Source organism: Pseudomonas sp. Ag1 (assembly GCF_000278565.1).
Lineage (GTDB): Bacteria > Pseudomonadota > Gammaproteobacteria > Pseudomonadales > Pseudomonadaceae > Aquipseudomonas.
Genome location: NZ_AKVH01000102.1, coordinates 17,636 through 33,897 on the forward strand (window position 1 = coordinate 17,636; position 16,262 = coordinate 33,897).

The following is a 16,262-nucleotide window of genomic DNA, read 5'->3' on the forward strand; positions in this document are numbered from 1 at the left end:
TCATGGAAAGCCTCTTTGAAAAGCCGCGTGCAGGGCGCTCCCGGGCCGATAACACCGTCATAGTTCTGGGTCTTGCCATTGCTTTGCTGATCCTATGGATAGCCCTTATTTACCCTTGGCCGGGATATGCCGATATGGTGACCAGCCTTCCACATCCCAGTGCGTGGCTGCGCTGGGTGTTGGGGGATATCAGCGAGGTCGCGTTCTACAAACACGAACTGGCGTCACTGGGCCTGCTGGGCGGTGCGTATCTGGCGTGGTGGGCCAGCCGCACGGGCAAGTCCTGGCAGGGCTTTGCTATCTCGTACGGCACAGGGCTGTGGCCGTGGCTGATAACCAGCTCCTTACTCGGCTTGCTGCTAAGCAACGCGTTATGGGGCTGGACGGTGACCGCTGACACTTGGCAACCGACGTTTGCAGCGTTTGTTTCACTGCCGGCGGCAATGGTGCTGATGTTCGGAGGTGGCTGGAAAGTGACGCTCAACGGCGCCGTACTGGGAGGTTTACTGGTCACGCCGATGTGTTTGTTGATCGTTAATTACGTCTGCATACCGCTGGGCTTGCCGGTGGTGATCGGAAATGTGCTTGGGATGGCGGTTGGCAGTGTGATTGCCTTTGTATTGTGCCGTCACGTGCCGGTCCTGGTACGAAGCGATTACACAGCGCCGCAAAGGCCCGCCCCGCTGAAGCCACCGACTTATGGTGTGGTGTGGAGCGTGCGGAGGGTATTGGCTGACTTTTCCGAAGCGCCGTTCTTCGGCAATGAGCTGGCCAGCCTTGGCTTGCTGGCGGGTGTGTTACTGGCTTACGCGCTGAACCCGATGAGCCCGGCCTATGGATCCGGCCTGATACTGCACCTGATCGGCGCGCAAGCGCTGACATCAGCGCTTGGCGTGGTGATCTGGCGACATCAGTGGATCAAACGAGGCTGGTATCCCACGTATGTCCCGCTGGTATCGGTAGTCCCGGCAGCCGTATTGACCCATGGCGGCAGCTGGATGGTGATGGGGTCCAGTGCGTTGCTCGGCGCGCTGATGGCGCCGCCACTGGCCTGCGCGATTGCAGGACGGTTACCACCGCACTTTCATCCTTATATCGGCAACGTAATCTCAATGGCGCTGAGCACGTTGGCGGTAGTGCCATTGGTGGGATGGTTAGCCGTTTAGCTCCCCTCTCCTACGCCGGGCAAAGGACTGCCCGAGCACTTAAAGCCAATGCCAGAACCGACTCCAGAACCCACGCCCCAGATCATTCTTGCAGCCCGCATATTGCGCCGCATACATCTGCGAACGCGCCTGCACCTTCCCCGCCACCGGCATCAGCCAGGCTTTGCTCGCGTAGGTACGCTGCCGGTAACCGCCCCAGCCTTCGTGGTAATTCAGGTACTGGCCGTAGGCATCGTATTTGTATACGCCGTTGATGGTGTAGGTCTTGTCCATGTACCAGCCGACAAAGTCGATGGCGTCGTCAAAGTCCTGCCGGCTGGCGCCGTAGCGTCCGGTGCTTTTCTGGTAGTCGCTCCACACTTCATCCTTGGCCTGGGCGTAGCCGGAGGCCGTAGACACACGACCCCAGGGGATGATCCACAGCAGGTACTTGCGTGGGGTCTTGGCGTCCTGCCGGAAGCCCGATTCCTGATACATGATCGCGAACGGCACCTGGATCGGCACGCCCCAGCGCGCCTGGGTCACCTTGGCGGCGTCGTACCAATCGTCTTTTTCGCGGAAGATGCCGCAGATGTCGTTGGGGGTGCGGGGTGGCGAGGTGCCGCATCCCGCCAATAAGGCGCTGAGCAGCAACAGCCCTGCGGTTTTTCCTGCGTTCAAAAGCTCACCGTCTCGTCGTGAGAATAAAAGGCGGGCAGTTTACTCGTTCGCCGGGGTTCCTGCAGAGGTGAAAGCAACACGAATCCTGTGGCGAGGGAGCTTGCTCCCGCTGGAGCGCGAAGCGCTCCCGGACCGGTTGACGCGGTATGCCTGAGGCACTGTGATCATCGGTTTTGGGGCGGCTGCGCAGCCCAGCGGGAGCAAGCTCCCTCGCCACATTTTGGTGGGTGGTTCAGGCAACGACCGCCGTCAGTTCCAGTTCCAGCAGGCCGTTGCTGGGTAATCCCGACACGCCCACCGCCGAACGCGCATGCCGGCCGTGCTCGCCAAACAGCTCAATCAACAGTTGCGACGCGCCGTCGACCACCTTGGAGAAGCCCTGGAAACCTTCCCCGCCAAACACAAACCCGCGAACGAACAGGATGCGCTCGACGTTCTCCAGCCCTACCGCCTGGTCCAGCACGCTCAAGGCCCGCAGCACACAGGTCTGCCCTGCTTCGTTGACCAACTCCGTAGAGGTCTGGTCCGTCACCGGCCCGGTAATCACGCTGTCACCCTGCCGACAAACCTGCCCGCTGACATACGCCACGCCTCCATGAATCGTCACTGGCACGTAGTCTCCCTTGGGGCTCGGCGCCTCGGGTAATTCCAGCCCGAGGGCTTGCAGTTTTTCGCGCACGCTCATGCCGGTTCCTCGACAAATTCCACATGCCCACCCAGCCAGCAGCCTTGCACCTGCCCCGCTGCATCCCGGCGAAACCGCAGGGAGATTTGCGAAGGTCGGCCCATGGCCCGGCCCTGGCGGATGTGCACCGGGCGATCATCTGCCGTCACCAGGCCATTCTCCAACAAGCCAAACGCCAACGCGGCAGCCGCGATGCCGGTGGCGGCGTCTTCCGGGTAACCCGAGGACTTGGGAAACTGCCGCGCATCAAACTGTCGCCCGTCCAGATCCGATGGCGCATAGGGGTACAAACCGGTGGAGCCGATGCGCTCGCACAGTTGCTGCATCCGCCGGTAATCCGGTTTCAGGCTATCCAGTACCGCCACGCTTTTCAGCGCGATCAGGGTTTTCACCCGGCTGGTGCAAGCGTTCTGGATCGGCAGCGGTGCCAGTTCGTTGGAAGTGATGCCGAGCACCGACAGAATCTCGGCCTCGACTTCGGCATCGTTCAACGCCTCGACCTGGCCCTTGGGCTGGCTGATTTCCACCTGGATATCCGGGGTGCCCGCAGCGGTGATCCGCGCATCCACCGGACCGCTCAGGGTCGATAACGTCAGGCGGTCCTTGTGCAGCATGCCCAACCGATCCAGCAGCCACACCGCTCCCACGGTGGCGTGGCCGCACATTTCCATCTCGTGGTTGGGCACCCAGAAGCGCAAGGCAAAATCGAACTCGCTGCCAACCGGTGCGGCGAACACGAAGCCGCACTCATGGCCATAGTCGCGGGCGACTTGCTGCATGTCGGCATCGCTCATGCCATCGGCGACGGCCACGGTTGGCGCGGGGTTGCCGCCACGGGCGGTGGCGGGAAAAACATTGACCAGGTGAACCTCGGGCGTCATTTCGCCTCTCCCTGAAGGGTGGAAACAGTCGGCGCCACGGCGTCGACGATGGAGTTGGTGTAGACCTGCTGCGGGTCGAGTTCGACCGGGTCGCTCTCCACAGCGTTCATGAAGCGGATGTTTTTCTCAACGCCGTCTTTCTCGATGCGCGGCGTGGCCGGGTAGGACGGTAGCGAAGCGGTCCAGGCAGCATTGAAGATGGCGGCGTCGGTGTTGGCGAAATACGGGCGCACCGACTCGCGAGCCTTGTCCGGGTCGCTGGCAATCAGGTGTTCGGCACGCCACAGGGCGCGGACCATTTTTTCTGCCGTGACCTTGTTGCTGGCCAGCCAGTCTTCACGGGCAATCATCGCAGTGAAGAGGAAGCCGTCCAGGGGTTTGTATTCGCCCTTGGCCAGGTCCATCAACACAAAGCCGCCTTGCTTCTCGGCGGTGGTGATGGTGGGTGGCGACAGCGAGAAGCCGTTGATGCTGCCCTGGGAAAACGCCGCGAGCATGTTTGGCGCGCCGCCGATGGGCATGATGGTGAAGTCTTTGTCCGGGTTGAGCCCCGCATCCTTGGCCAGGTAGCGCACCAGCATGTCGGTGGTGCTGCCAGGGCCGGTGACGCCGATCTTCAAGCCCTTGAGGGCCTGGGCACGGGCGGCCAGGGATGAGGTGGCCGACACGCCGGCCTTTTGCGCCGAGGCACCGTCGATCACCACGGTGCTGCCGAACTGGGTTTGCACGGCGGCGAACGCCTGGACATTCTGGCCTTTGGTGCGGGCGCGCACCGCGACGGCGGGCAGGCCGACGTACGCATCCGCATCACGCCCCAGCACGGCGGTGAGTGCTGCCGAGCCACCTTTCTGGAATACGATGACGTCCACATTCAGGCCTTCATCGGCGAAGTAGCCTTGCTTCTGCGCGACGTAGATCGGCACATAGAGGAAGCCTTCGCTGGGGAACGCCAGGGTGACTTTGGTCAGGTCCCGGGCCTGCGCGGCGGGCAGGCAGGAAGCGAGTAAAACGCTGGCGATGAACAGTGGTTTGAACATGATCAAGCTCCACAAAAATAAGGGGTTAAACCGCAACTTCACGTTCCGCTTCGTTGGCCTTCCACGGCATCAACTTGCGTTCGGCCAGCTTCACCGCCGTGTTCAGGATCAGCGCGAGGGCGATGATGCCCACCAGTGCGGCAAATACACCGGCGGTATCGAACTGCGAGGCTGCATCTGAGAGCAGGTAGCCCAGGCCCCGGTTGGCGGCGATGATCTCGCCCACCAGCGCGCCGATCAGCGCATAGGGCACCGACAGGCGCAGGCCGGTGAATACCCAGGTGAAAGCGGACGGGATGACCACCATGGTCAGCAGGTCGCGCTCCTTGGCGCCCATCAGGCGCAGGATGGTCAGTTGCTCGCGGGACACGTTGCGCACGCCGCTGTAGGTATTGAGGAACACCAGGAAGAACACCACGGCCGCGGTCAGGATGACTTTCATCGGCAAGCCGATGCCGAACCAGAGGATGAACAGCGGCGCCAGCGCGACTTTCGGCAAGCTGTAGAAGGCAGTCAGGAACGGGTCGAGAATATCCGCCAGCAGCTTGGCGCGGCCCAGCACCAAACCGGCGATCAAGCCTGCGAGGGAGCCGAAGAAGAAGCCCAGCACGGCTTCCAGGGTGGTGATGCCGGCGTGATAGAAGAACACCCCGTTCATGAGGATTTTCCACAGGCTTTGCGCCACCGCCGAAGGCCGGCTGATGAAAAATTCCACGCCGAACCAGCGGGACACACACTCCCAGAACACCAGCAGGAAAATCAGGAACAGCAAGCGATAGACCTGGATCATACGACCTCCAGCGAGTGAGCCAATGAGGCGGGATCGGCAGCACCGGCGACGTCGGGCGCCAAGCGTTTCCAGAGGGAGGCGCAGAGTTCCACGTAGCGTGGGTCGGAGCGCAATTGCACCAGGTTGCGTTCGCCGCCCAGGGGAATATCGAGCACATGATCGATGGTGCCCGGGCGACCGGCGAACACCACGCAGCGGTCCGCCAGCGCGATGGCTTCATCGACATCGTGGGTGACGAACAGCACGGTCTTGTTGAGCTTGCGGCACAGGCGCAAGAGTTCGGTCTGCAGGGTCAGGCGCATCTGCGCATCAAGGGCGCCGAAGGGTTCGTCCATCAGCAGGGTTTCCGGGTCGCTGGCCATCAAGCGCGCCATGGCCGCGCGTTTGCGCATGCCGCCGGAAAGCTGGTTGGGGTAGCTTTCGCCAAAACCGGTGAGGCCCACCAGCGCCATCAGCTCCTCGACGCGACTGTCGATCCGGGCCTTGGGCATGCGGCGGATTTGCAGCGGCACGGCGATGTTGCCGGCCACGGTGCGCCACGGCAGCAAGTGGTCGGCCTGGGTCATGTAGCCGACACGGGTGTTGACGCCCTTGACCTCGGCGCCGTCGTAATGCACCTGGCCCTCCGTGGGGCCGAAGAGCCCGGCGGTCATGTTGAGCAAGGTGGACTTGCCGCACCCCGAAGGGCCGACCAGGGTGATGATTTCGCCCCGCTGAACTTCAAGCGATACGTTGCGCACGGCCACAAACTGGCGGCCCTCGACTTTGAAGCTTTTTTGCACCCCTGCGAAGCTGATAAAGGGTTTTGCACTCACCGCCCCTCCTCGTCCGGTAGGCCGGACTTGTTTGTTGTTGACGGGGTGAGGATGAACGGATGACGGATTTGCGGCGCACGGGATCGGGCCGGATCATGCGCGGGATCGGGACATCAAAAAAGTTGAGGCGGTATCAGCCGCGGCGCCACTCATCCGGCGACACGCCCAGCACCCGGCGAAACACATGGGCCAGGTGTGACGGTGACTCATAGCCGACGTTATTGGCGATCTCCAGCACCGACATGCGGGTGTGCCGCAACAACGTCTGCGCGCGCTCCAGGCGCAGGCGCTGGACGTACGCCAGCACCGTCTCGCCGGTGTGCAGCGCGAACAGCCGGGTCAGATGGCGGCGCGACATGTGAAATGTCTCGGCGATTTCATCCAGCCCCGGCGCATGTTCGAGGTTGCCTTCCACGTACGCCTTGACGTCACGCACCAGCATGGCGCCGTGGCGCTCGGTAGATGAGCGTTGCAGACTCGGCTGGCTGAGGGAAATCGCCAGGCATTCGAGCAGCAGCAGGTGATCGGCCTGGGCCACCTGGCGGCGGCGGTCGATGTACAGGTCGGGTTGGCTGAAGGCTTTTTTTGCCAGGAGCAGATGGTGCAACGGCGCGGAGGTTTGCCAGATGCCCAGGGTGGGCACGCGCAGCAAGCGGTTGGCGTCACCGGACAGGTCACGCAAGGCGTAGTGCATGTAGTCGGGGTCGACGTAGAACGCCACGTGGCCCTGGCTGGCGGTGAGTGACGAGGAGGAATGGCTGGATTGCGGCGGCACCAGTACGAACTGGCGGTCGATCACCGAGGTGGTGCGCCCGCTTTCCTCATCCTTGAAACGCAACAGGCCGTGCTCGGGCACCATCAGCATGAATTCGTCGTGGGCATGGGCCCCGGTTTCATAGGCGCCGTTGGAGTTGAAGACGCTGTAGATGTCGCGCATCGCCAGGCACTGCCAGTGGATGTTGGAGTGCTGACACTAGCATGTTTGGTGCCAGCGAAGCATTGTGGCGAGGGAGCTTGCTCCCTCGCCACATAGATCACCTCAGGTCATGATCAGGCCAACGGTACACGACGGGTGGAAATCGCCAGGCGACCCACACCGAAGCTCAACGCTGCGCCCAGCAGCAACATCAACAAGGTGCTCCACGCAGCACGGGACAGTTGCTTGGCCGCGACTTCACCGGCTTCACGGGCTTTCTGTTCAGCCTGTTGCTTCAGTTCGTCGACCTTCTGCACGGCCTGCTGGTAGGCCTGGGCGTAGTTGTCGACAATCTGGGTGGCCTCAGCCTGGCTCTTGCCGGTACGGGCCGCAACAATATTGACCAGTGCCTGCTTGTCCGCCGCGTTCAACGCCGGCTCACCGGAAGCCTTGACCCGCTCGAACCACTGCTTCAATTCATCACCAGCCTGGGCTGGGTTGGTCGCGGCATCGTTGGCCGACTGCTTGCCGTCCGCAGCCGCCTGATCGGCTTTTTGCTCAACGTTGGCCGGGTCCAGTTCAGGTTTGCCGCTCTGCTTGAGCAGTGTGTCGAGCTGACCTTGCAGGCTGTTCCAGTCCAGCTTGATGCCCTGCTCATTCAGTTGCTGCTTGACGCTGTCGCTGATACCCGGCGCCACGGCGGCGATCCCGCTGCCGGCAGCCGACAGGCCCTTGCCGACGACATTGCCCGCCGCTCCCACAACGCTGGTGGCCAGCGCGGCCAGCAGCCAGGTGGTGAGCAAGGTGGTGATGGTCCAGCTCAGCACGCCGTGCAGGCCGCCGCGATCCGGCGCGGTGCGCCCGGCCACGAATGCACCGGTACCGATTGCCAGCAGCGTCGAGACAAACAGCCAGATCCCGGCACCGGTGCCGAAACCGCTCAGCGGGTTACCCGCGGCCATCGGGTCTACCGCGCTGGCGCCAATCGCGGTGCCAAGTACGCTCAATACCAGATAGGTCACCAGGGCAATTGCACTACCGGCCAATACCGAGCCCCAGGACACACGAAACAGCGAACGGTTGGTTTCATAGACAGTGGTCATGTTAAATCCTTTGAACAGTGGGTAGGTGGCCAGTTTGGCGAGGCACCTGCCCTGCGGTCTCGACACAATTGCACTAGGCGCACTGGTGCATTCGCACCCCGCGCCGGGCACTTTCTCTGCACTATCCTGAGCCTCAGGTGTCGTACTTCCCATGCGACTTACCCCAGGAGAAACCATGAGCCAGGCCGTCCTCGCCAAAGAAACCAACCGCCGCCAACTGCAGCAGATCATCTCCGGCTTGTCCGATGGGGTGATCCTCGCCGAGGCCGACCAGACCATCCTCTGGGCCAATGAAGCCGCGCTGCTGATGCATGGCGTGGATAAAGTCGAAGACCTGGGTGCCAACACCAAGGAATACGCCGCGCGCTTTGCCTTGCGGTATCGCAACAACCACCCGTTGGTGCTGGAGAATTATCCTCTGAGCCGGGTGGCAGACGGTGAAGAGTTCAGCGATGTGGTGGTGGAAGTCACCCCCACCGGCGACGAGGAAAAAGTCTGGGTGCATCGCCTGCGCAGCCTGGTGCTCGACGACGCGTCGGGCGAGCCGGAATTGCTGGTGTTGATCCTGAGCGACGCCACCGAATGGGCCAGCGCCGAACAGCGCTTCGAAAAGACCTTCAATGCCAACCCGGCGCCGGCGGTGATTTGCCGCCTGAGCGACCTGCGCTACATCAAGGTCAACCAGGGCTTCCTGGAGATGACCGGCTACAACCGCGACCAGGTGATCGGCCACTCGGTGTATGAACTGGACGTGCTGGAACAGGCCGAAAACAAGGACCTGGCCGTCAAGCGCCTGGGCGAAGGCGCGACCATTCCACAGATGCAAGCCGAACTGAAACTGCCCGAAGGCGGCAGCAAACTGGTGATCGTGGCCGGCCAGCCGCTGGACATGAATGAGGAAGACTGCATGCTGTTTTCCTTCACCGACCTGGAGCCTCGCCGCAAGGCCGAAACCGCCCTGCGTCAGAGTGAGGAACGCTTCGCCAAGTCGTTCCGCCTGACGCCGGTGCCGACCCTGGTGTGCAACGCCGCCAACCGCCAGGTGGTGGATATCAACGAAGCCTTCATGACCATCACCGGCTATACCAGTGAAGAACTGATCGGCAAATCCATCGAAGACATCGACTTTATCGACAGCCCCCAGGCCTGCACGCAACTGTTCACCAACCTGCAAAAAGCCGGCAACCTCGACGGCCTCGACCTGAAGATCCGCAAGAAAGGCAATGAGCTGATCGACTGTGTGCTGTCTGCCGACACCGTCAGTATCCAGGATGTGCCCTGCTACCTGCTGGTGCTGATGAACATCACCGAACGCAAGCGCTCCGAGCTGGAACTGGTGGCCGCGATCGAGGAAGTGATGCAGGACGCCTCATGGTTCAGCCAGACGCTGATTGAAAAACTGGCCAATGCCAAGAGCGTCAACAGCCCCAATGTACCGAACATTTCCTTCACCGACCTGACCGCCCGGGAGCGCGATGTACTGGGGCTGATTTGCGAAGGCCTGGCCGACAAGGAAATCGCCTCGCGCCTGAAACTGGCGCCCAACACCGTGCGTAACCATGTGGCCACGGTGTACTCCAAACTGGGGGTGCATAGCCGTAGTGCAGCCATCGTGTGGGCCCGTGAGCGCGGGCTGTTTGCCGGTGAATTGCGGGTTAAAAAGCCCAAATAGAGTGCAAATGCACTAGTGCGACCGGTGCAAATTCGCCTTATTGCGCGGGGGTGCACTGCTTAACCTTGAAGGGTGGGCATAGGGCTTAGGGTCCTGTGCCGTTGAGATGTCATGCCCTTTAAGGAATCCATCATGAAAAGCGAACAAGTCAAAGGCGCCGTCGAAAAAGTGGCCGGCAAGGCTCAAGGTTTTCTGGGTGATCTGACCGGTGACGAACGTCTCCAGGCCGAGGGTGTAGCTCGCCAGGCCGCTGGCCAGTTGCAGCAAACCTACGGTGACGCGCTGGACACCGTTGGCGATTTCGCCAAGCAAAAACCCCTGGCAACGGTTGCGATCGTCGCCGGTGTCGGCCTGCTGCTGGGCCTGTTGCTGCGTCGTCGCTGAGGAGAACCCTGATGTTTACGCTCTCCCAACTGCGCAACTGCATCGAAGAGGCCCTGTCGCCCCTGACCTGCGAATTCACCCTGTGCCGTGACGCGTCGTTGACGCTCAAGGTCTTCGACGCCGAAAGCGGCCGGGTGGATTTGGTGGTCACCGGGATCAGCGTCAACAAGCTGCAGACCCCGCAGGAAGTGGAAAAGATGGTCGACGAGTTGCGGTACGAATTGCAGAGCAACACCGTCGGTAAACTCAGGCTGGATGACCTGCCGCTGCGCCCTTTGTAGGAGCGGGCTTGCTCGCGAAACACGCCCAGGCACCGCGTTCATTCAGGCGTGGCGCGTTATCGTTGACGACCTTCGCGAGCAAGCGTGCTCCTACAGTATGTCGCGGGCTTTCAACGACGCCCCGATAAAATAGAACACCCCTCCCCCGACAATGAACGCTGCCAACATGTAGAACATGTAGTGGGCCGGCAGGTTGGCCAGCACCAGCCCGCACAGCACCGGCCCCAACGCAGCGCCGAGGTTGGAGAGGTTTTGCGCCCCGTAGTACATGCCCCGCAGGTTGTCCGGGGCGATGCGGTCGATGAACATGTACTCGGCCGGAAACACCACGATTTCGCCCACGGTGAAAATCGCCATCGCCAGGATCCACCACCACACGTTGCTCGCCAGGGCAAAGCCAATCACCCCCAGCATGAACATGCCCAGGCCGAAGATCAGCCACTGGCTCAGGTAGCGGTGGGAAATGCGCCGGCCAATCGCGTATTGCAGGGCAATCACCAACATCGCGTTGGTGGTGAGTACCGCGCTGATGATGGTGTAGGTGTATTCGGCGGTAGTGGTGGTCACCAGGTACTGCGACAGGTACGCGGTGAACTGGCCGAACACCACGGCACTGAGCAGGCCGCCGACGGTGAAGCACACCAGTCGGTGATCCCGCAGCAATACACGCCCCACCGCGAGGAACGACACCGGCTTTTGCGTGGTGTCTACCGTGGCCAGCGTGCGGTCGCCCCAACGCCAGTACAGCAGGAAAAAACCGAAGCCCAGGACCGCCGACAGGATAAACGGCAAGCTGATATCGAGCTTGGCCACCATCGCGCCAAAAAACGGCCCTACGGCATAGCCGATATTGGTCAGGGTGTACTTGATGGAAAACGCTTCGCTGCGCTCATCTTCCGGCAACAGGCTGGCAAACCCGGACTTGATCGCGATGTCGATCACCGCGTACGCCAGGTTGATCAGGATCAGGCAGCTGTAGAACGACCAGATTTCCCGGGCCAGCACCGTGCCGATAAACCCCAGGGCAAACACCACACTCAAGCTGAGCAATAGCCTATAGCTGTCGATGCGGTCTACCAGGAAACCGCCGTAGACACTCAGCAGCGAGCCGACGATCAGCGAGCTGCCGATCACCAGGCCGACCTGGCTGATGTCGAGGGCAAAGTGGTTGGTGAGGTAGATCACCAGGTACGGAAAGGTGATGGCCTTGGCCAGGGTGAGGATCAGCGTGGCCGACAACAACAGGTTCACGGTACGCGGGTAATTTCTTATTGTGGCAAGCATCCTGCTCTCATTTCTGGTCAAGGTAATGGGGCCATTGCAGCCCGCAAGCGGATGTACCTTAACGCAAGATGAGACGAAATAAATGCTGATTTATGCATTTATGCAAAAATCAAATCCAGCGGGAAGAAGCGTGATCACCCATCCCGCCGAACGCTTTATTTTTTAACGGGGGTGATGTCGAGAATCGTACCGTTGGTGGTTTTGAGCAACACGTACTTGTCGTTTACACGGGCCCACTGGCTGTCTTCTTCCGGCTGCTTCAGGCCACGTTTCTTCCAGTCGGCAATGGCCGACTCCTTACGCATCAGAATGTCTGGCGCACGGTCTCCCGTCTTGAGGTCGCGGGTATTGATATTCGAAGGCTGCACGGTTTTTTGCGGGGTATCTGCGGCCTGGACGGTGAGACTCGCGGCAGAGAGGCTCGCGGCAACCAGCAGGCAGGCAACAAGGGATTTGGACTTCATGGGCACTTCCTTCAATGAATGACGCGTAAAGATTCCGACCGCAGCGGCGTGGAATCATTCAGCGCCGTGATGGAAGCGGCAGATGGATGGGCGGCCAGCGACCGGGCCGGCGATTAATCAGATAAGATTGGTTCTTTTTTCCAGCCGCTCAGGAATTCCAATGACTGGTACCCACGTCATCATCATTTTCGTGACCGTTGTCACCTTGCTCGCGCTCTACGTGTTCGGCACCTACAGGGAACTGGTGGCCCTGCTCGATCGCTGCAAAAAAGCCTTCGGCCAATTCAAGGAGGCCGAACAACAATTGGCGGCGGCGCAAAATGCCTCGTCACCCACCGCAGAAATCGCCAGCCTGGAAAGCCGTGTCGCGTTCACCCGCCAGCTCTTCCACGACTCGGTCAACAACTACAACACCTACAAGCACAAGTCGCCGACCTCGGTGGTGGCCGAGCTGCTCGGGCATCGTGATGATGTCAGCCTGTCGGGGTTCGAGGCCAAGCGTACGGTCTGACCTGCCGGCGCTTACACAGGTGCACGCTGACGTGTCGGCGTGCCCTGATGAAACACCATCTGCCACTGCCCGCCGCTTTCGCGCCACACCGAACTGCGCAATGACTCCCCCGCCGCATTTGCATCCGTCGCCGCGCGCTGGCAGCGATACGTCACCAACGCCACGCCTTCGGCCAGCACCTTCATTGCAAAGTCACTGATGCTACGGACTGAAAACACCTCATCCTGCAGCCCTTCGATCACCTCGGCCTTGCTGCCCCACACATTGCCACTGGCACCAAATTCGACGAAATCATCCGCCAGCAGCACCGACAACCGCGCCGCATCTGCACGGGTGGTGCATTGGTGCAGCTCCTGTTCCAGGCGGCGTAAATGCTCTGCCAACTCCATACCCATTGCCCTCGTGAAATTAATCCTGTAATTTTTCATGAAATTTCCTGATAAGAATTTCACGAAACGCCCATGGACAAGCAAGAAGAACTCGACGCCCTGGCGATCCTGATCCACGACCTGCGCAAGCACAAGAAGCTCACCCTGGCGCAACTGGCGCAAAAGATCGAGCGTTCCGTGGGTTTCCTGTCCCAGGTTGAACGCGGCCTGTCGCGCCCGACCGTGGCCGACCTCACGGCCATCAGCCACGCGCTCGGTGTGCCCACCACCTATTTCTACAGCCTGTCCAAACCCAAGGCGGTGGACTGGGTCACCCGCCCCAACGAACGGCGCACGGTGTATTACGCCAATGGCATCACCGACATCCTGGTGTCGCCGAGCATGCACGGCGCGTTCTCGATCCTCGACAGCCTGCTGGCCCCCGGTGCCAACAGCGGCGAACAAACCATGAGCGACCGTGCCGAACAGGCCGGTTACGTGCTGGAGGGCGAGTTGACGCTGTGGGTCGAGGGCGAGCCGGACTCGGTCACCCTGGGCCCCGGCGACAGCTTCCACCTGGCCAGTTTTGCCCACTGCCGCTACGGCAACCTGACCGACCTGCCAGCCCGCGTGCTGTGGGTCTATAACTAGGAGCAACACCCGTGAAAAGCCATGCTTCCACGCTTTTGGCCGAAGTCCGGACCTTTCGCCAGAACCATCCCGATGTGCGCTACGTCGACCTGATTGCCCTGGACATTCCCGGGCATTTCTACGGCAAGCGCTACCCGGTGGAGATGCTGGAAAAGGTCGCCGCCGGCAGCCCGTTGAAACTGCCGCAGAACGCGGTGCTGCTGGGTGCCCAGGGCGGCCTGTTCAAGATCGGCGACTACTGCTTCCACGACGGCGACCCGGACGCCAACCGCCGCCTGGTGCCCGGCACCCTCAAGCCGGTGAGCTGGGAGGCGCAGCCGCTGGGGCAGATGTTGATCACCTCCGACGGCACCGAAGCCCCCATCGAATTCGAACCCCGGGAAGTACTGGCCAAGGTGCTGGAACGCCTGCAGCGCAAAGGCATTCACCCGGTGGTCGCGTTCGAGCTGGAGTTCTACCTGTTCGACAAAAAGCTCAGCGACGGCCTGCCGCAATTTGCCCGCGACCCGCTGAGTGATGACGCGGACGACCAGCCCAACTTGCACATCGAGCGCCTGTCACGCTTTGCGCCGGTGTTGGACGATATGGTCGAGACGGCCAAGGCCCAGGGCATCGACATCACGGTGATCACCGCCGAACTCGGCCCCGGCCAGTTCGAAATCAATTTCGGCCACCTGGAAGACGGCCTGCGCGCCGCCGACTGGGCCGCCCTGTTCTGCCGCAGCACCCGTGGCGTGGCCCTCAAGCACGGCTATCGCGCCAGCTTCATGGCCAAGCCTTACCTGCAACACCCCGGCAGCGGCATGCATGTGCACGTCAGCCTGTACGATGCGGCGGGCAATAACCTGCTGGCGGCCCACCAGCAGCAACCGTTGCGCCACGCAGTGGCGGGTTGCCTGGAACTGCTGCCGCACTGCATGCCGATCTTCTCGCCCAACCACAACGCCTTCCGCCGCCTTGGTGGCACGGTCAACGCGGCAACCCGCGCGTGCTGGGGCTTTGAAGACCGTGACGCGTGCGTGCGAATCCCTGAATCCGACCCGCGCAACCTGCGCATCGAACATCGCCTGGCGAGTGCCGATGCCAACCCGTATCTGGTATTGGCGGCGATTCTGGTGGGGCTTGAGCATGGTCTTGAAGCAGCGAAGGAGCCCATCGCCCCGCTGAACGAAGACCGCAACAGCGGCGCGGACTTCCCCCTGGAAATGCTGGAGGCGGTGCGCGCCATGCAGCATCAGCCGACGTTGCGCGAAGGCCTGGGCGCGGAGTTTGTCGACGTGTATTGCGAAAACAAACGCCAGGACCACCTGGCGTTCCAGCAGGAAATTCATGCGCGGGAATATCGCTGGTATCTCTAGGCACTGATGGTTAGCCTCGTGGGCATCTCTGGCTAACCGCGGACTTGCCCATGACCGACCAAAGCGCCCCGGCCCTGAAGGAAATCTTCAACGCCGAACGCCTGCAACACATCGCCAGCGAAATGACCGCGGTGTACCCGGCGTTCGACGCCAAGGGTTTTCTCAAACACGCCAAGGCCGGGTTGGCAGACCTATCGGTGATGCAGCGCATGGCGCGGGTCAGTGAAAGCCTCAACGCTGTGATCCCGCTGGATTATCCGCAAACCCTGAAGTTGCTGTATGCCCTGGCCCCTCGGCTGAACAGCGCCTTTGTCAGCCTGTTCCTGCCCCACTACGTTGCCAGCTACGGCGGCGATGATTTCAAGCGCTCCATGGCTGCCCTCAAGTACTTCACCACCTTCGGCTCCGCCGAGTTTGCCGTGCGGCATTTTCTGCTGAAGGATTTCAAGCGCACCCTGGCGGTGATGCAACAGTGGTCGCTGGACGACAACGAACACGTACGACGCCTCGCCAGCGAAGGTTCACGGCCACGGCTGCCATGGTCGTTTCGCCTGGCCGAGGTGCAGGCCGATCCGAACCTGTGCGCTTCGATCCTCGACAATCTCAAGGCCGACAGCAGCCTCTACGTGCGCAAGTCGGTGGCCAACCACCTCAACGACATCACCAAGGACCATCCGGATTGGGTGCTGGGCCTGATCGAAGGCTGGTCCCTGGATAACCCCCACACCGCGTGGATCGCCCGCCACGCGCTGCGCAGCCTGATCAAGCAAGGCAACACCCGGGCGCTGACGATCATGGGCGCCGGGGCCAGGGCCGAAGTGAAGATCCATCAACTCAAGGTCGAGCCGGCGGCGATCAAGTTGGGGGAGCGGATCAACCTGTCCTTCAGCCTGGAGTCCACTGCCGATTCGTCGCAAAAGCTGGTGGTCGACTACGCCATCGACTATGTGAAAAGCGCCGGTCACAGCGCGTCCAAGGTGTTCAAGCTCAAGGCATTTACCCTGGGTGCCGGAGAACATCACGCCATCAGCCGTGGCCAACATATCCGTGAATTGACCACGCGCAAGCACTATCCCGGCAAGCATGCGGTTCACGTGCTGGTGAACGGTGAGCGGCTGGGAAGCGTCGAGTTTGAACTCGCAAAATAATCCTTAAAACATTAACGAAGGCTCTAGATCGGGCCTTACAGCGTAATTAATTGTCGGACAATGCTAGGCATTCGTGTTGCGATCCATT

19 protein-coding genes are annotated in these 16,262 nt (G+C 61.4%); 8 read left to right on the plus strand and 11 right to left on the minus strand.

Annotated features, from left to right (window positions below):
- Positions 1-2 precede the first annotated feature (2 nt).
- Entirely contained in the window at positions 3-1,166 is a 1,164-nt protein-coding gene (locus A462_RS14045; RefSeq protein WP_032899458.1) for a hypothetical protein, read from the plus strand.
- A 39-nt stretch (positions 1,167-1,205) separates the two neighbouring features.
- Here A462_RS14045 and A462_RS14040 read toward each other — a convergent pair whose 3' ends face one another.
- From A462_RS14040 to A462_RS14005, 8 genes are all read right to left on the minus strand, one after another.
- On the minus strand, positions 1,206-1,826 hold the full coding sequence (locus A462_RS14040) for a transglycosylase SLT domain-containing protein (protein WP_032899459.1): 621 nt from the start codon (positions 1,824-1,826) through the stop codon (positions 1,206-1,208).
- A gap of 232 nt (positions 1,827-2,058) precedes the next feature.
- Complete coding sequence (locus A462_RS14035; protein WP_008435864.1) at positions 2,059-2,511, minus strand: RidA family protein; 453 nt, start codon at positions 2,509-2,511, stop codon at positions 2,059-2,061.
- A complete protein-coding gene (locus tag A462_RS14030) occupies positions 2,508-3,392 on the minus strand; it encodes a PhzF family phenazine biosynthesis protein (RefSeq protein WP_003211571.1) in 885 nt (294 codons plus the stop codon). Before A462_RS14030 ends, A462_RS14035 begins: the two co-directional genes overlap by 4 nt.
- Positions 3,389-4,429 carry an ABC transporter substrate-binding protein gene (locus A462_RS14025; protein WP_008435866.1) on the minus strand — a complete coding sequence of 347 codons (1,041 nt, stop codon included), beginning with the start codon at positions 4,427-4,429 and terminating at the stop codon, positions 3,389-3,391. Before A462_RS14025 ends, A462_RS14030 begins: the two co-directional genes overlap by 4 nt.
- Before the next feature lie 25 nt (positions 4,430-4,454).
- Entirely contained in the window at positions 4,455-5,219 is a 765-nt protein-coding gene (locus tag A462_RS14020) for an ABC transporter permease (protein ID WP_008435867.1), read from the minus strand.
- Positions 5,216-6,034, minus strand: coding sequence for an ABC transporter ATP-binding protein (locus A462_RS14015; protein WP_008435868.1), 819 nt, complete (start codon positions 6,032-6,034; stop codon positions 5,216-5,218). Before A462_RS14015 ends, A462_RS14020 begins: the two co-directional genes overlap by 4 nt.
- Before the next feature lie 133 nt (positions 6,035-6,167).
- Positions 6,168-6,971 (minus strand): AraC family transcriptional regulator, encoded by an 804-nt coding sequence (locus A462_RS14010; RefSeq protein WP_003211578.1) that lies wholly within the window; start codon positions 6,969-6,971, stop codon positions 6,168-6,170.
- Positions 6,972-7,084: 113 nt separating this feature from the next.
- Positions 7,085-8,053 (minus strand): hypothetical protein, encoded by a 969-nt coding sequence (locus A462_RS14005; RefSeq protein WP_008435869.1) that lies wholly within the window; start codon positions 8,051-8,053, stop codon positions 7,085-7,087.
- 175 nt (positions 8,054-8,228) lie between these two features.
- Between A462_RS14005 and A462_RS14000 the strand changes: the two genes are divergently transcribed.
- The 3 genes from A462_RS14000 (at position 8,229) to A462_RS13990 (ending at position 10,390) form a co-directional block, all read left to right on the plus strand.
- Complete coding sequence (locus A462_RS14000; protein WP_008435870.1) at positions 8,229-9,725, plus strand: PAS domain S-box protein; 1,497 nt, start codon at positions 8,229-8,231, stop codon at positions 9,723-9,725.
- 132 nt (positions 9,726-9,857) lie between these two features.
- Positions 9,858-10,109, plus strand: a complete 252-nt coding sequence (locus A462_RS13995; protein ID WP_003211583.1) for a CsbD family protein — start codon at positions 9,858-9,860, stop codon at positions 10,107-10,109.
- Between the two features lie 11 nt (positions 10,110-10,120).
- The gene (locus A462_RS13990) at positions 10,121-10,390 is read left to right on the plus strand and encodes a DUF1652 domain-containing protein (RefSeq protein WP_003211585.1); all 270 of its coding nucleotides are present in this window, start codon (positions 10,121-10,123) and stop codon (positions 10,388-10,390) included.
- A gap of 90 nt (positions 10,391-10,480) precedes the next feature.
- On the opposite strand, the gene A462_RS13985 is transcribed toward A462_RS13990, so the two are convergent.
- Together A462_RS13985 and A462_RS13980 are read right to left on the minus strand one after the other, a co-directional pair.
- Complete coding sequence (locus A462_RS13985; protein ID WP_032899460.1) at positions 10,481-11,674, minus strand: MFS transporter; 1,194 nt, start codon at positions 11,672-11,674, stop codon at positions 10,481-10,483.
- A gap of 155 nt (positions 11,675-11,829) precedes the next feature.
- Complete coding sequence (locus tag A462_RS13980; RefSeq protein WP_003211589.1) at positions 11,830-12,138, minus strand: RcnB family protein; 309 nt, start codon at positions 12,136-12,138, stop codon at positions 11,830-11,832.
- A gap of 160 nt (positions 12,139-12,298) precedes the next feature.
- On the opposite strand from A462_RS13980, the gene A462_RS13975 reads away from it, so the two are divergent.
- Positions 12,299-12,649: a LemA family protein gene (locus A462_RS13975; RefSeq protein ID WP_008435873.1), complete on the plus strand. Its 351-nt coding sequence runs from the start codon at positions 12,299-12,301 to the stop codon at positions 12,647-12,649.
- A gap of 11 nt (positions 12,650-12,660) precedes the next feature.
- Here the strand turns inward: A462_RS13975 and A462_RS13970 are convergent, their stop codons facing one another.
- Positions 12,661-13,038, minus strand: coding sequence for a nuclear transport factor 2 family protein (locus tag A462_RS13970; protein WP_023658940.1), 378 nt, complete (start codon positions 13,036-13,038; stop codon positions 12,661-12,663).
- A 72-nt stretch (positions 13,039-13,110) separates the two neighbouring features.
- Between A462_RS13970 and A462_RS13965 the strand changes: the two genes are divergently transcribed.
- The 3 genes from A462_RS13965 to A462_RS13955 are packed head-to-tail and all read left to right on the plus strand — an operon-like array spanning position 13,111 to position 16,174.
- Complete coding sequence (locus A462_RS13965; protein WP_003211595.1) at positions 13,111-13,668, plus strand: helix-turn-helix domain-containing protein; 558 nt, start codon at positions 13,111-13,113, stop codon at positions 13,666-13,668.
- A gap of 11 nt (positions 13,669-13,679) precedes the next feature.
- Positions 13,680-15,026, plus strand: a complete 1,347-nt coding sequence (locus A462_RS13960; protein ID WP_008435874.1) for a glutamine synthetase family protein — start codon at positions 13,680-13,682, stop codon at positions 15,024-15,026.
- Positions 15,027-15,076: 50 nt separating this feature from the next.
- Complete coding sequence (locus tag A462_RS13955; RefSeq protein WP_008435876.1) at positions 15,077-16,174, plus strand: DNA alkylation repair protein; 1,098 nt, start codon at positions 15,077-15,079, stop codon at positions 16,172-16,174.
- Positions 16,175-16,262: the final 88 nt, after the last annotated feature.